General features: G+C 59.8%; 15 protein-coding genes. 9 read left to right on the plus strand and 6 right to left on the minus strand.

The window, feature by feature from the left end; all coding sequences use genetic code 11:
• Positions 1-41 precede the first annotated feature (41 nt).
• The 7 genes from AYR47_RS19495 (at position 42) to AYR47_RS19525 (ending at position 6,968) form a co-directional block, all read left to right on the plus strand.
• Positions 42-443 carry an NUDIX domain-containing protein gene (locus tag AYR47_RS19495; RefSeq protein WP_442960290.1) on the plus strand — a complete coding sequence of 134 codons (402 nt, stop codon included), beginning with the start codon at positions 42-44 and terminating at the stop codon, positions 441-443.
• Positions 437-1,846 (plus strand): mannose-1-phosphate guanylyltransferase/mannose-6-phosphate isomerase, encoded by a 1,410-nt coding sequence (locus AYR47_RS19500; protein WP_033897190.1) that lies wholly within the window; start codon positions 437-439, stop codon positions 1,844-1,846. The genes AYR47_RS19495 and AYR47_RS19500 overlap by 7 nt, the downstream gene beginning before the upstream one ends.
• A gap of 180 nt (positions 1,847-2,026) precedes the next feature.
• Positions 2,027-2,266, plus strand: coding sequence for a hypothetical protein (locus AYR47_RS19505; protein ID WP_033897191.1), 240 nt, complete (start codon positions 2,027-2,029; stop codon positions 2,264-2,266).
• An 87-nt stretch (positions 2,267-2,353) separates the two neighbouring features.
• Positions 2,354-3,466, plus strand: coding sequence for a polysaccharide biosynthesis/export family protein (locus AYR47_RS19510; protein WP_033897192.1), 1,113 nt, complete (start codon positions 2,354-2,356; stop codon positions 3,464-3,466).
• 12 nt (positions 3,467-3,478) lie between these two features.
• Positions 3,479-4,132 carry a YjbF family lipoprotein gene (locus tag AYR47_RS19515; RefSeq protein ID WP_270049165.1) on the plus strand — a complete coding sequence of 218 codons (654 nt, stop codon included), beginning with the start codon at positions 3,479-3,481 and terminating at the stop codon, positions 4,130-4,132.
• Complete coding sequence (locus AYR47_RS19520) at positions 4,129-4,896, plus strand: capsule biosynthesis GfcC family protein (protein WP_061436399.1); 768 nt, start codon at positions 4,129-4,131, stop codon at positions 4,894-4,896. The genes AYR47_RS19515 and AYR47_RS19520 overlap by 4 nt, the downstream gene beginning before the upstream one ends.
• Positions 4,893-6,968, plus strand: coding sequence for a YjbH domain-containing protein (locus tag AYR47_RS19525; RefSeq protein WP_061436401.1), 2,076 nt, complete (start codon positions 4,893-4,895; stop codon positions 6,966-6,968). The genes AYR47_RS19520 and AYR47_RS19525 overlap by 4 nt, the downstream gene beginning before the upstream one ends.
• A gap of 35 nt (positions 6,969-7,003) precedes the next feature.
• Here the strand turns inward: AYR47_RS19525 and AYR47_RS19530 are convergent, their stop codons facing one another.
• The 5 genes from AYR47_RS19530 to AYR47_RS19550 form a co-directional block, all read right to left on the minus strand.
• Positions 7,004-8,395, minus strand: coding sequence for an undecaprenyl-phosphate glucose phosphotransferase (locus AYR47_RS19530; RefSeq protein WP_033897195.1), 1,392 nt, complete (start codon positions 8,393-8,395; stop codon positions 7,004-7,006).
• 240 nt (positions 8,396-8,635) lie between these two features.
• Positions 8,636-9,295, minus strand: a complete 660-nt coding sequence (locus AYR47_RS19535) for a winged helix-turn-helix domain-containing protein (protein WP_033897196.1) — start codon at positions 9,293-9,295, stop codon at positions 8,636-8,638.
• A 31-nt stretch (positions 9,296-9,326) separates the two neighbouring features.
• On the minus strand, positions 9,327-10,022 hold the full coding sequence (locus AYR47_RS19540; protein WP_061436403.1) for a hypothetical protein: 696 nt from the start codon (positions 10,020-10,022) through the stop codon (positions 9,327-9,329).
• Positions 10,015-10,743 carry a winged helix-turn-helix domain-containing protein gene (locus AYR47_RS19545; RefSeq protein ID WP_033897198.1) on the minus strand — a complete coding sequence of 243 codons (729 nt, stop codon included), beginning with the start codon at positions 10,741-10,743 and terminating at the stop codon, positions 10,015-10,017. Before AYR47_RS19545 ends, AYR47_RS19540 begins: the two co-directional genes overlap by 8 nt.
• A 312-nt stretch (positions 10,744-11,055) precedes the next feature.
• The gene (locus AYR47_RS19550; protein WP_061436405.1) at positions 11,056-11,490 is read right to left on the minus strand and encodes a GFA family protein; all 435 of its coding nucleotides are present in this window, start codon (positions 11,488-11,490) and stop codon (positions 11,056-11,058) included.
• 120 nt (positions 11,491-11,610) lie between these two features.
• On the opposite strand from AYR47_RS19550, the gene AYR47_RS19555 reads away from it, so the two are divergent.
• On the plus strand, positions 11,611-12,522 hold the full coding sequence (locus AYR47_RS19555; protein WP_061436407.1) for a LysR family transcriptional regulator: 912 nt from the start codon (positions 11,611-11,613) through the stop codon (positions 12,520-12,522).
• A 1-nt stretch (position 12,523) separates the two neighbouring features.
• Here the strand turns inward: AYR47_RS19555 and AYR47_RS19560 are convergent, their stop codons facing one another.
• Complete coding sequence (locus AYR47_RS19560) at positions 12,524-13,387, minus strand: LysR family transcriptional regulator (RefSeq protein ID WP_061436408.1); 864 nt, start codon at positions 13,385-13,387, stop codon at positions 12,524-12,526.
• 101 nt (positions 13,388-13,488) lie between these two features.
• Here AYR47_RS19560 and AYR47_RS19565 point away from each other — a divergent pair, with 101 nt between their 5' ends.
• Positions 13,489-14,493: a quinone oxidoreductase family protein gene (locus AYR47_RS19565; protein WP_033898172.1), complete on the plus strand. Its 1,005-nt coding sequence runs from the start codon at positions 13,489-13,491 to the stop codon at positions 14,491-14,493.
• The last annotated feature ends 16 nt before the right edge of the window (positions 14,494-14,509 follow it).

Below are 14,509 nucleotides of genomic sequence, written 5' to 3' on the forward strand. Positions count from 1 at the left end.
GCCCCTGGTGGCGATTGATCTGGTGGTCAGAAACGGCCGTGGTGAGGTTTTTCTCGGCCTGCGCGTCAATCGACCGGGCCTATGGCTTCTGGTTCGTGCCCGGTGGGCGCATCCGGAAAAACGAGAGCCTGGACAGCGCATTCCGGCGCATCACCCAGGATGAGCTGGGGCGTCCATTCGAGCGCGCCACGGCACGGCTGCTGGGGGTGTACGAGCACTTTTACGAGGACAGTGTTTTCGCCAATGCCGGGTTCGGGCCGGACACCCACTATGTGGTGCTCAGCTATTGCCTGGAGCTGGACGACTCAACCCTGCAGCCGCCCGCCGAGCAACACCAGCAGTACCGTTGGTGGCCACAGGATGAGCTGCGCTTCAGTTCGCGGGTGCATGAAAACACCCGCGCCTACTTCACAAACCCTGTCCCAAGGATGCTCTCATGTTGATACCCGTGATCATGGCTGGCGGTTCGGGGTCGCGCCTGTGGCCGCTCTCGCGGCAGTTGAACCCCAAGCAGTTCTTGCGCCTGACCGATGCGCACTTGTCGATGCTGCAGCAAACCATCACCCGGCTGACGGGCGCCAACGTGGCCCTGCCGCAGTTGATCTGCAACGAACAGCACCGCTTCCTGGTTGCCGAGCAATTGCGTCAGCTGGGCATGGAGCAGGCGAGCATTCTGCTGGAGCCGGTGGGGCGCAACACGGCACCCGCCATCGCGTTGGCGGCATGCCAGGCGCTTGCCGCGTCAGAGGACCCGATCCTGCTGGTGCTGGCGGCGGACCACCTGATCGAAGACATCCCGGCGTTTCATGCCAGCCTGGAAGTGGCGCTACCCCTGGCCAGGGAGGGCAAGCTGGTGACCTTTGGCATCACCCCCACCCGCGCGCACACCGGTTATGGCTACATCGAGCAAGGCGCGGCGGTGGGCGAGGGCGGCTACCGGGTCAAGCGCTTCGTCGAGAAGCCGGACGCCGCCACGGCCGCGCAGTATGTGGCCAGCGGAGACTACGCCTGGAACAGCGGCATGTTCATGTTTCGTGCCCGTCGCTACCTGGAGGAACTCGAACGGTTCCAGCCGGCGATTCTCCAAGCCTGCCGTGCCGCGCTGGAGGGCGGCAGCCAGGATCTGCCGTTCACCCGCGTGCATGCCGCGACGTTTGCCGCGTGCCCGGACAACTCCATCGACTACGCCGTGATGGAGAAAACCCGCGACGCCGTGATGGTGCCGTTGCACGCCGGCTGGAGTGATATCGGCTCATGGTCGGCGCTGTGGGAGGCCAGTGAGAAAGATGCCTGTGGCAACGTGCTGCGCGGCGATGGTTTGCTGTTGGAGACGCGCGATACCTACGTGCACGCTGACAGCCGGCTGGTCGCCACCGTCGGGGTGCAGGACCTGATCATTGTCGAGACCAAAGACGCCGTGTTGGTGGCCCACAAGGACCAGGTGCAGCAGGTCAAGGGCATTGTCGACCAGCTCAAGCAGGCTGGGCGCCATGAGCATCTCAATCACCGAGAAGTGTATCGGCCGTGGGGCATGTATGACTCGGTGGATAACGGCCAGCGCTATCAGGTCAAGCGCATCACCGTAAAGCCGGGGGCCAAACTCTCGGTGCAGATGCATCACCATCGTGCCGAGCACTGGATCGTAGTCAGCGGCACGGCTCGCGTCACCAATGGCGAGCAGACCTACCTGGTCTCGGAAAACCAGTCGACCTATATCCCCATCGGCCAGGTGCATGCGCTGGAAAATCCGGGCGTGATTGCCCTGGAATTGATCGAGGTGCAATCGGGGTCTTATTTGGGCGAAGACGACATCGTGCGCTTCGAAGACAAGTACGGCCGCGCTTGAGGTTTCCGACAATTAATAACGTTGTATATAACTTCGGCGGCGAGCAACACATTGAGGGCCGGGCGGTTTATCGGCAAAACGTTATTTTCAACTAAGCCGGTTAGACATTATCTGTCTGGTGCGCTGTTTAGTTGGATGGCACTATCGGAATGACTACTCACTGACGATAAGGAGTCTGGTATGAAAACAGCACTGGCTATTATTGGGCTGAGTATCATGAGTGGTTCTGCACTGGCGGCCGAGGCGCCGTTGGGGCTCGACACCGCTGTGGTGGGGTCGGTGACGGTAGGGGAAACCCTGCTGGTCGGCAGCGCCATCGTTGCTGGTGTTGTCGCGGCTTCCAACAGCGGCGGCAGCTCCAACGGGGGCACCACCACGGGCACCACGGGCACGACCGGCACCACGGGGACCGGTAACTAAGTTGTAAATCTTGCGCTTTTCGACTGCTTGGATTCCCCGCCCAAGTGGTCTTTTTTTCTTGTCGTTTATCACGAGTGTCCTAGCACCATGATGCGTATTTTTTCTGTGGCGGCCCTGGCCGCCGCATTGTTGCAAGGCTGCATGTTTGCCCCGGGCCAATATATGGACACGGCGGCGTTGACCGAGCGCGGCAGTGCTGAAAACAGTCGGGTGGATTTGATTCCAATCACGCCAAAGTTGCTGGCGATGGAGGCGGCAACCCAAGTGCCTTATTCCATCCCGGCCGAACTATTGAGTTATAAGCCGGGGCCCTATTTGATCGGCGCTAATGACGCGTTGTATATCACCGTGTGGGATCACCCCGAACTGACGGCACCCTCAGGCCCGCAACAACAGATCGACGCCAACGGCCGCTTGGTCAGCCCCGACGGCAACCTGTTTTACCCCTACGTCGGTGAATTGGTCGCCAAGGGGCGCTCTATCGAAGCGCTGCGCAGCGAGATCACCGACAAGCTGCGCCAATACATCGACAGCCCCCAGGTGGATGTGAGTGTGTTGCGGTTTGCCAGCCAGCGTGTGGTGATCACCGGCGCGGTGGCCAAGGCCGGGCCGGTGCCGATCACCACCATCCCCCTGAATGTGATGGAGGCCATGGGCGCCGCAGGGATCGACCCGCTCAATGCCGACTTGTCGAACCTCACGCTCACTCGCGGCGGCAAGCGCTACACCCTCGACCTCGACACGCTCAACCTCGCGCAGTCGCGGGTGAACGACATCTACCTCAAGGATGGCGACCAACTGTACCTGGCCTACAACGACCGCAAACGCATCTATGTGATGGGTGAGGTCATGCAACCGCGCGCGCTGAGTTTCAAGACCCGCAGCATGAACCTTTCCGACGTGCTGGGCTCGGTCGGCGGGGTGAACCAGAACACCTCCAACGCCGACGCCGTCTACGTGATTCGTGGCGCGCAGAACAGCGCTGCCGAGCCGGCCAAGGTGTTCCAGCTGGAAGCGGCTTCACCTTCGGCCATGGCGCTGGCCACGCGCTTTGAGGTGCAGCCCCAGGATGTGGTGTTTGTCGGTCCAGCCAATATCACGCGCTGGAACCGCTTCATCAGCCAGTTGATTCCTTCCGCCACGATCGTCGGTATCGGTGCGTCCACTCAGAACAATCTGAGCGAAGCCAGCAACCGATAGGGTGGAACCTGCGTGAACACTCTGAAACTCGCGACGTGCATGGGATTGGCGTGGCTGCTAGCCGGCTGCAATCCGCTGATGACAGCCTCACTCGATACCTTCAAGGCGGCCGTGAGCGGCCCAGCGCCGCTGACGTTGACCCAGGCCCAAGTGGATGCTGTGCCGTACCCGCAGATCAAGGTCACCACGCTGTCCAGCGAAGGGGTGATGGCGCTGATCCGCCAACGTGGCGATCTGCAGTTCTGGGTCGCTTCCGGCAAGCAGGTGCTGCTGCTGCGTGACGGCCTGGTGGTCCGTACGGTCGGCCTCGGCGTCGACCTGGATGGCACGCGCTGGCAGGGGCAATCGCCGTTCGAGCTTGGCCTGCACCGCGTGCCGGAGGGCTATCGCAGTACGCGGCAGATCGACGTCGTGGACGGCTATCGCATGGGCGTCACGCTCACCAGCCGCATGACCCGCAAGGGTTTCGAAACCATCGAAATCCTCGACAAACCCTACACCTTGTTGCGGGTAGACGAAGACGTCGAGGCGCCTGGGTTTCAGGCGCGCAACCGGTATTGGGTGAATCCCGGCGACGGCTTTATCGTGCAGAGCGAACAGCACCTCACACCGCGCCTGACGTTGTTCATTACTCAGTTGCAGCCCACGCGTAAGGATGCCCAATGAAGCGTCGAACAGTCACGGCGCTGGTGTTGTTGTGGAGTTGCGCCGGTACGAGTCACGCCGCCATGACGGTGAGTGGCCAGGTGCGCAACCCAGGCCCTGTCGCGCTGCAAGCCGAGGCGCGGTTGTTGGACGTGATCACCGCTGCGCAACCGGACGCCCAAGGTTATTGGCTCGGGGCGGCCTGGTTGCGTCAGCCTTTGCTGCAACGCCAGGCGCAGCTCAAGGCCGGTGTGCTGTTTGACTTGCAAACCTTGCAGCACGCCGCATTGCCCGCCGGGCTTGAGGGGCGCGCCCATGCGGCGGCCGAGCTTTATCGGCAGGTGCAGGCCTTGCCGGTGACGGGTCGCCAGGTCGCGGTGCTGGACCCGGTGGCCGTGGAGGTGGGGTTTGCACCGAACCTGCCGGTCAGCGATGGCGACCGCCTGATGTACCCGTCGAGGCCCGACAGCGTACGGGTACTCGGCGCGGTTGCCGCTGGGTGCACGGTGCCGTTTGTGCCGTTGCGTCAGGCGCGCGACTACCTGGTCGCGTGCCCCTCGTCGAAAGAAGCAGATACCGATTACCTCTGGCTGGTCCAGCCCGACGGGCAGGTCACGCGCCTGGGCATTGCGCCCTGGAACCGCGAAGACGGCGTGCCGCCTGCACCCGGCAGCACCTTGCTGGTACCGATTCGCAGCGATGACCTGGACCCGCCCACCCCCCAACTGAATCAGCAATTGGCCGAGTTTCTCGCCACCCAACCCCTGGCCGAGGTCACGCCTTGAAATTATGTATTGCGGCCGTGCTTCTGGTGCCCTGTGGCGTCGTGCATGGCGATCCCCGTTACACCCAAAGCGACTTCGGCGGTGTGGGACTGCTGCAAACCCCCACCGCGCGCATGGCGCCCGCCGGCGAACTCAGCGTCAATGCCAACCGCACCGAGCCCTACAGCCGCTACAGTGTTTCGGCGCAGCCGCTGGATTGGCTGGAAGGCACCTTTCGCTACACCGCGATTACCAACCGTCCTTATGGCGCCGAGTCGTTCAGCGGCGGCCAGAGCTACAAGGACAAGGCCGTCGACGCTAAAGTGCGCCTGTATCAGGAAAGCCATTGGCTGCCGGAGGTCGCGCTGGGGTTCATGGACCTGGGCGGCACCGGGCTGTTTTCCAGCGAGTACCTGGTGGCCAACAAGCGCTATGGCGACGTGGATTTCAGCGCCGGTATCGCCTGGGGCTACCTGGGCAGTCGGGGTGACTTCGGCAACCCGCTGGGTGCGCTGGATGATCGCTTCAATGAGCGCCCTACCGCCGAGGGGTCCGGCAGTTTCTCCAATGGCTATTTTCGCGGGCGTCCCGCGCTGTTTGGCGGCATCGCCTACCAGACACCCTGGGCGCCGCTGAGCGTCAAGCTTGAAGTGGAAGGCAACGACTATAAGCATGAGCCACGAAGCAACAGCTTTCGCCAGGAGTCGCCGGTAAACGTCGGGGTGGTCTACAAGCTAGCCGATGCCATCGACGTGAGTGCGGCCTGGGAACGGGGCAACACCGCGATGTTCGGCATCACCCTGCACACCAACTTTGTCAGCCGCAAGGCACCGTTGAAAACCTACGATCCGCCGGCCCCCAAATTGCCAGCGCAGACGCCAGGCACACCGCCGGCTCAGGTGGACTGGGCGGCAGTGTCCCAGCGCCTGCATGACAACGCCGGCTACACCGTGCAGCGTATTGCGCAACGCGGGCCGGAGTTGGTGGTGTATGGCGAGCAGCAGCGCTATTTCTACAGCGCCAAAGCGGTAGGGCGGGCCAGTCGCATTCTAGATAACAGCGTGAATGACCAGATCGATTGGTTCACCCTGGTCAGCGAGCGGTATGCCATGCCGATCGAGGAAACCAGTGTGCCCCGCGCGACGTTTCGCGAGGTGGTCAACAACCGCGAAGACATAAAGGACCTGCACCGCCAGGTCGAGGTCAATCGCGCCAGCGAGCGCACGCAGACCGTGCTCTATACCCAGCCACCCAAGGCGTTCAGCTATGGGGTGGGGCTTGGCTACAAGCAGAACGTCGGCGGGCCGGATGGCTTGCTCTACCAGATTTCCGCCGATCTCGACGCCGAGTACCGCTTCACCCGCAACACCTGGTGGAGCGGCTTGCTGAGCGTCAACCTGTTGAATAACTACGACGGTTTCACCTACGACGCGCCGACTGGCTTGCCACGGGTGCGGACTGACCTGCGCCGCTATATGACCAGCGCCGACGTCACCTTGCCGACCTTCCAGCTCAACCATGCGCAGCGCCTGGACCAGGACCTGTATGGCATGGTCTACGGCGGTTTGCTGGAGTCGATGTATGCCGGTGTCGGCAGTGAAGTGCTGTACCGGCCGATGGGCCAGGGTTGGGCGCTGGGTGCGGACCTGAACTATGTGCGCCAGCGCGGTTTCGAGCAGGACTTCAGCCTGCGCGATTACCGCACAGTCACCGGGCACATCACCGGCTACACCGACTTGCCGTTCAACCTGCAAGGCGCATTGAGCGTAGGGCGCTACCTGGCTAGGGATTGGGGCGCAACGTTGGACCTGTCGCGGCAATTCGACAATGGCGTGCGTATCGGCGCGTGGATCACCCGTACCAACGTGTCTAAAGAAGCGTTTGGTGAAGGCAGTTTCGACAAAGGCCTCTACCTGTCGATACCCTTTGATGAGCTGATGAGCCTGTCGACCCTGCGCCGCGCCAACCTGGTGTGGGCACCGCTGACCCGCGATGGCGGGGCACGCCTCAACCGTGCGTATTCACTGCATTCGATGACGGATGGGCGGGACAGTGCGTTGTTCTACAAGAACATCGACAAGATCACGGAGTGAAGCGGGAAGGGGGACTTGAGGTCCCCCTTTTGATGTCAGTAGATATCTTTGGACAGCAACGTGAACGGCGTCTTCAGCAGGATCTTGATATCCAGCCACAGCGACCAGGTGTTGATGTAGCGCAGGTCGATGTCCACCCGTTGCTGCATTTTTTCCAGGGTTTCGGTCTCACCCCGGCAGCCGTTGATCTGCGCCAGGCCCGTGATACCGGGCTTGATGCGATGGCGCGCCATGTAGGCGTGAATCTTCCCCGAGTAGTAGTCGTTGTGTGCAATGGCATGGGGGCGTGGACCGACCAGGGCCATATGACCCTGCAGCACGTTGAACAACTGCGGCAATTCATCGATGGAAGTCCGGCGGATGAAGCGCCCGACCGGTGTGATGCGTGCGTCGTTGCGGCTGGCCTGGCGTACTTCGTGATCGTCATGCACGCGCATCGAGCGGAACTTCCAAACCTTGATCACTTCGCCGTTCCAGCCATGGCGGTCCTGTTTGAAAATCACCGGGCCGGGGGAGGTGAGCTTGATCAACAGCGCGAATATCAACAACAACGGGCTCAACACCAGGATCGCCAGCAAGGCCAGACTCTTGTCCAGCAACGATTTGCTCAGGGCGGCGGTGGGGCGGCTGGTCAGCGGGCTTTCATTGAGGAAGATCGCTGGCAGCCCATCCACTTCGGCCACGCAATGATTGAGCAGGAGCATGTTGTTGAGGTCGGGCACCCAGATTACGTCGACACTGATCTCCAGCAAGTTGAGGTACAGCGCCTCGATCTGTGTGGCGTCCTGCAAGGCGTGAGTGATGTAGAGGCGGCGAATGCCGTGCTGGCGGATCAGTTGGGGTAATTGCGGCAGTTCGCCGAGTATCTGTGGGTGTGCACCTTGGGCGGCATCGGCGTGACTGCCCACCAATCCCACCAGGGGGGAGCGCTTCTGGCGAGACAGGGTTTTAGCCAAGTCGACCGCCAGTTTGCCGGTGCCCACGATCAAGGACTTGTGCCGCTGGTGAAGTTGACGATGGTAATACCGGGACAGACTGTGCAGCGGGATATAACACACGGCCAACAAGGGGTAACTTACCGCTGCCCATAACAGTAGAATTTCGAGGGGAAACAATGAACTGGCATTGCAGGCGATGCCCACCAGCGACACAATGCCTACGGTCAGTAGCCAGCCCATGAACAGGCGACCCAGGCCGACCCCATAGTCATCTTTTTTACTGTAGACATCACATAAGCTATAAGCAGGAAGCGATGCCAGTATGGTAAAAGCCGCCAAGACCCGATAGTTGTACTCAAGTTGACCGGTTTTAAACACTGCCAGCATAAACAGTACTGTAACGACCAAGCCCGATGCGAGCATCCACTGGCCCCAGAACGTCAAACCCTTGGGGGTCAGGTTGCGATGCATTCTAGTATTATTCAGCATAGTTCTGCTCCCGTTGGTGACCACGCGCGTGGTGGCAGGGTTTAATCACGCGGTGCAATACCGCACGCAAACGACAGGCACGCGCAGTCGCGTACCCGTGGATAGTAATGAACGGCAGGAAACAGTGGCTGACGACTTATAACAAGTTCAGTTCCATCGTGTTGGCGGGATGTTATAAAAGGGTAGGTATCAGCGTGTGGTAATAGGCAGGGTGAACAAAAAGTGTCAGGTGGCTTGTTTTTATCGGCGTGTCTGGGTCAATTCAAGAGGTTTTTTTATTTTCTGTGTAAGGCAATAACCACGGTTTCTTACTGCGCGGAACAGGCGTTCGCCGTCATTCGCTCGTTTGAACTTTTCCTGCAGTCGGCTCAGGCACATTTCCAGTCCGCGATATAAATCGGGCTCGCGTCCGATATTACGGATCAACTCTTCTTTGCTGACCACGCGCTCTTCATGGTGCAGCATCTTTTTAATCAGCGCGGACTCAATGGTGGTCAGTGAAATACGCAGGCCACCCTTGACCAGGGTTCGGTCATGCTGAGTCAGCAGCCAGAAGTCCTGAGGATACAGTTGAGTTCGATCAGATGCTGTCTCCGGATGAAACGTATGGTTTTTCGGTGCGCTGTCATCATCCTTGGGCGTGGGCATTCTGGATTCTTGTCGCACGGCGTTAAAAGGTTGTGAGGGTAAGGTGAGTGTATGGGTAATGACATAGGTATTCACCAGCCGATTTTCGCTGGGGTGGGCTTGTCGATGAGTGAATACCAGGTTGTTATCGGCAACGGCTGTTGTCGCGGGTGCGTTCAGATCGTAATGGAACAACTCTGCGTTGGGTGTGAAGTCTTGCAGTGCGATGGCCGGAAGTGTTGGTGTAAAGGCGTATTTCTTGAGGGAGCTCATAGTGTCCACCGATATCAGGAAGGTGCAGTTGTTATAAGCAGTCAGCAGGGGAGTAATAACCGCCCTGAAAATATTCGAATGGCAGGTTTTTAGCCAGCAGGGCACTGTCGGCAAACTCGACAGTGTCGGCAATGAAAGACACCTGGCTGGCATTGATCAGCTCTAGCATGCGGTCGTAGAGCCGATCAAACAGATCGGATCGGGTGTTGAGGCTCAGGCGCAGGTCGGAATCCGGGAACGGCATTTTAATGTAGTCATAGAGCTTGAGGTCGATCAGCAGATCGACCTGTTTTGTATCGAGTCTGTAGTTATTGTAGGCAAGCGTGATACTGCACTGGTCTTTCAGTTTATATAACTGGCGCACCATCGCCCGACGTTCAACCGGGCCCGGAAGGGCATCCAGCGAGTTGTCGATGGAGAGGGTGAACGTCTGTCGGTGCTTTTCCAGTGACTGGGCAGTCTGGATAATGCTTTTGTGAACGTTCTCGTTCATCAACGCTGCTTGATTGATCCGCAGAAACTGCTGGCCTGCTGCCGGGTGGGAGGTTTTACGGCGTGTGCCGATACGCTGTAGCGCCGCGTTGTAGGCACGTGGATGGTTCTCGTAAATGTCCTTGCAGGTCAGGCTGATTTCATTGCCCCAGAGTAAATGGTTGCGATCAACGATGGCCTGCCTGACAAGGTTGAATTCGCCTCTGGGCGTAGAGGACAGTTTCTCGTTATTCACGATTCGATCTCTCCTTGGCGGGTTGAAAGTAGCTGGCGCAAATAAGGCCGCGGCTTAGTTTGTATCCGTAACCGCGGATATTCTGAATAATATTGTCACCGTAGTGTGCCTTGATCTTGCTGCGCAGTCGGCTGATGGATTTCTCCAGCGCTCGAGAGTCATAATACTTAGTGTTAAGGCCCATGACGGCAGCGATCTCAGTGTGACTGAGCAGTCGGCGTTGGATCAGCGCTTCCAGTACTTTCATTTCGACGAAGGATATTTCAAGTTTCTTACCGTCACCATAAATGCACATGCGATCCTGATCGAGCACCAGGCCGCACCGGTTCAGTCGTGCGTTCGCACTGAGGAACTCATCAAACAGGCTCAACTTTTTTTCAGGGGAGGTCTCTGCCACTTTGATGCAGTAATCCGCGCCGGCCAAATAGTATTTGGTCTTGCTCAAGGTAGACGCAAAAGTGATAACGACAAATATGGTGCAGCCAGGGTTGTTGGCTCGGGTGTTTTTTATGATGTCCAGGGTTTGGCTGCTGGCCGAGGGTGTATCGATTTCTATAATGATCGCGCGGTAGTCTGCGTGACTTTCCTGGGTGTCAATTAGTTGTTCGTAGTAACGTGTATCGACTTTCAAATCATCCGCTACAGTGCGAACTATCAGCTCCCGAAAGTCCTCCGATTTAGATTGAGTCCGTGCAATAGCGAGGACATTAGAAAACTGCATCACCTACTCCCTTTTCCAGCATGCAAGGCCGTCAGTTCAATCGCTGCTAGCGTTTAGATACTAATCGAATTGAATACGGTAAAACGTGACAAATTTTAACATTCGTCAGTTTCTTTTTCAGAAAGGAAAAGGGTGTTGTGCGGTTATTGCGGGGATGTTTGCACGGGCGTACACATATGCTAGTGCAAATTTTTAATGCGCGATAAGTATTTTAGCCCAAACGTTTTTTTGGCGGAATCGGGAAAACCCTTGCATCGTCAATGGGGGAACGACACGTCGTGGCAGTTGAGAGTATCCGAGGCGTGGGGCAAGTTAATCCTGTAGCGCCAAGGCGAATGCCTCGGGTGTCGGGCTCTGCGGCCAGCATGGCACGCCGTCCGGCAACAGCAGCCATGGCTGTTTACGGCTGACCCAGATATGCGCGACCGGTGCCAGGGCGGGACTGTCGTGTAACGTGCCGACCCGCAAAACCCGCAGGCCCGGCGCGGCGCTGGTGGTGTTGCTGATACGCGTATGGCACCGCGCGCACAACTGGTGAGTCGAGTGTTGGCCGTGCATGTCGTAGGCGTATTCGGTCAGCGGCCCCTCGACAGTCAAGGCGTCCGCCGGCAGCAGTGCGTGCAGAGCGAATGCGCTGCCGCTCCAGGTCTGGCAATGGCGGCAGTGACAGGCATAGATGGCAGGTAGCGTCGGCAGCTCTAACTGATAGGTGACAGCGGCGCAGCGGCATTGGCCAGTGAATATCATCGACGTCCCGTCCTTTCCTGTGAGCGTGGGCGCAAGGCCCATCGGGTATGCTCGCCAGCTTGCCCCAGTGGCAACCCAAAGAACATTCGCCAAAATGGCCCACCGGCTCACAGGAAATGTATGAACGCCCCTCAACTTCAATGGGAAACCCAGCGCGCTTTCCTGGCGGTGTTACGCACCGGCAGCCTGTCGGGTGCGGCACGCTTGCTCGGCATCGCCCAGGCCACCGCGCGACGGCGCATCGAGGCGCTGGAACAGAGTGTGGGCGTCAGTCTGTTTATTCGTTCGCCCCAAGGCTTGCTCCCCACGGACATGGCCCGCGAACTGATCGGCCATGTGGAAGCCATGGCCGTTGCCGCCAATGCCTTCAACCGCGCGGCCTCGGCGGACAGCGCGGTGGCCGCTGGTACGGTGCGGCTTACCTGCGGGCAGTTACTCGGCGTTGAAGTGCTGCCGCCGCTGTTGCGCACCCTGCGCCGCAGCCATCCGCAATTGGCCATGGAGTTGAGCGTGTCCAACCGCCTCCAGGCATTGGCCCTGCAAGAGGCCGACGTCGCGGTGCGCATCCGGCGGCCCAACGAGTCCAGCGTGGTCACCCGCAAAGTCGGTGACTTGCACGTCGGGCTCTATGCCACGCCCGAATTGCTGGCAGAGCAGGGAGTGCCGGACTCGATCGTGCAATTGAAGGATTTCCCGTTGATCGGGCCAGACCGCAATCTGGCAGAAATCGAACTGCTCCAGCAGCAGGGTTTCGACTGTGCCAGTGAGCGCACGCTGATTCGTACCGATGACCACCTGGCGCAACTGGCCGCCTTGCGTGCTGGCTTGGGCATTGGGGTATGTTCCAGTCAACTGGCCCAGCGGTATGGACTGGTACGGGTGCTGCCGCAGCAGGTGGGGTTCGACGTGGATGTGTGGGTGGCCATGCACCAGGACATGCGCCGGGTGCCAAGGGTGGCAGTGGTATTCGAGGCGGTGGGGTCGGGGTTGGCGGATTTCCTTACGACGCCGTCCGCCTCTGTCGGGCGCTAGCTCAACGCCGCAACGGCCTTTCACCCTCGATGCAGCCCACCAAAAAATCCATCACCACCTTCACCAGCGGTGACCTGCGCATATCCGGATAAACCGTGAGCCAGATATCCCGCAGCGGGCCGTCGGTCGCGGTGGGCAGCTTGACCAACAACGGGTCGTGATCGCCCACCAAGGTCGGCAACACCACGGCGCCCACCTGGGCGCGCGCGGCCATTTGTTGTGTGATCAGGTCGCTGGCGGCAAAGGCGATTTCTCGGTGGCCGCGCAGCTGATGCATCCAGGCCTGCTGGGGCAGGTGGTCGCGGCTGCTGTCGTAGGCGATAAATGTCCACTGCTCGGCGGGTTTTTGCAGGAAGCCTGGCGGGCCATAGAGCCCGAAGCGCACCACGCCGACCTTCCGGCGCACCAGGGCGTCTTCATCGGGACGCACGGTGCGCAGGGCGATATCCGCCTCGCCTTTGTCCAGCGCGGCCAATTGCGTGGAGGGCATCAACACCAGATTCAACTGCGGGTATTCGGCACGCAAGCGGGCTAGATGGGGTGCGATGCAGTAATTGGCGATGGACGGCGGGCAACTGACCCGCACAGTGCCGGCCATTTCGATGGACGCCACCCTCGACAGACGCATGACCTGTGTGGCCAGTTCACCCATGCCCGCCGCCAGTTCAGCCAGGGCGATGCCCTGTGCGGTGAGAGGGCGGCTGCGCGGCAGGCGGTCTACCAGTTTGACGCCCAGGGATTTTTCCAGGGCATCCACACGGCGGCCGACCGTGGCATGTTCCACTTGCAACTCACGGGCGGCGGCCGACAGCGACTGAGTCCGCGCCAACACAGTGAAGTAATACAGATCCTGCCAGTCGAACATCGGGTTGTTTCCGCACAGAGGCTGGGATGGTTTGGGGAATTTTCCTACTGATAGCGTCGTTTTACCATGGCGACTTCCCAGTGCAAACGGAGTTGTTCCCGATGAAAGCCATCACCCTGCAAACCTATGGCGGCCCGCAAGTCGCGCAATTACAGCTGGATGCGCCCAAACCGCAATGCGTGGCGGACCATGTGCTGATCAAAGTGGCGTGCGCCGGGATCAACTTCATGGACATTCATACGCGCCAGGGCAAATATGCCCAGTCGACGACCTACCCGGTGCGTCTGCCCTGCACCTTGGGCATGGAGGGCGCGGGCGTGGTGGTGGATGTGGGCGACGGCGTCAACCATTTGGCCGTAGGTGATCGGGTGGCTTGGTGCATCGCTTGGGGTGCCTATGCCGAATATGCGCTGGTACCTGTGGCCAAGGTCGCGCAGATTCCCAATGCCATCGCCTTCGATCAGGCGGCTGCGGCGATGTTCCAGGGCTGCACCGCGCATTATCTGATTAATGATGTGGCCCGCTTGGGCGCAGGCAGCACCTGCCTGGTGCACGCCGCCTCCGGCAGCATCGGTCAGCTGTTGGTGCAGATGGCCCGGCACTTGGGCGCTACGGTGTTCGCCACCGGCAGCACCGTCGAGAAATGCGCGATTGCCCAAGCACGCGGCGCCCATCAAGCCTGGCTGTATGACGACGGCCGCTTTGCCGACCGTGTGTTGCAGGCCACGCACGGGCAGGGCGTGGATGTGGTCTTCGACTCACTGGGCAAAAGCACCTTGCGCGACAGTTTTCGCGCTTGCCGTACACGCGGACTGATCGTCAATTACGGCAATGTCTCGGGTTCGCTGACGGACCTGGATCCTATTGAACTGGGCGAAGCGGGCTCATTGTTTCTGACGCGTCCACGGCTGGCGGACCACATGGCTGATGGTGCCACCGTGCAGCGACGGGCAAATGCGGTGTTTTCGGCAATGCTTGAAGGGGCTTTGACGGTGGAAATCGAAGGGCATTACACGCTGGAGACCGTGCAGCAGGTGCATGCGCGCATCGAAGCGCGGCAACAGATCGGCAAGGCCGTGCTGTGGGTCGACCGCGACCTGCATTAAACGAGGGCGAAAAAAA

Source organism: Pseudomonas azotoformans, from assembly GCF_001579805.1.
Lineage (GTDB): Bacteria > Pseudomonadota > Gammaproteobacteria > Pseudomonadales > Pseudomonadaceae > Aquipseudomonas > Aquipseudomonas azotoformans_A.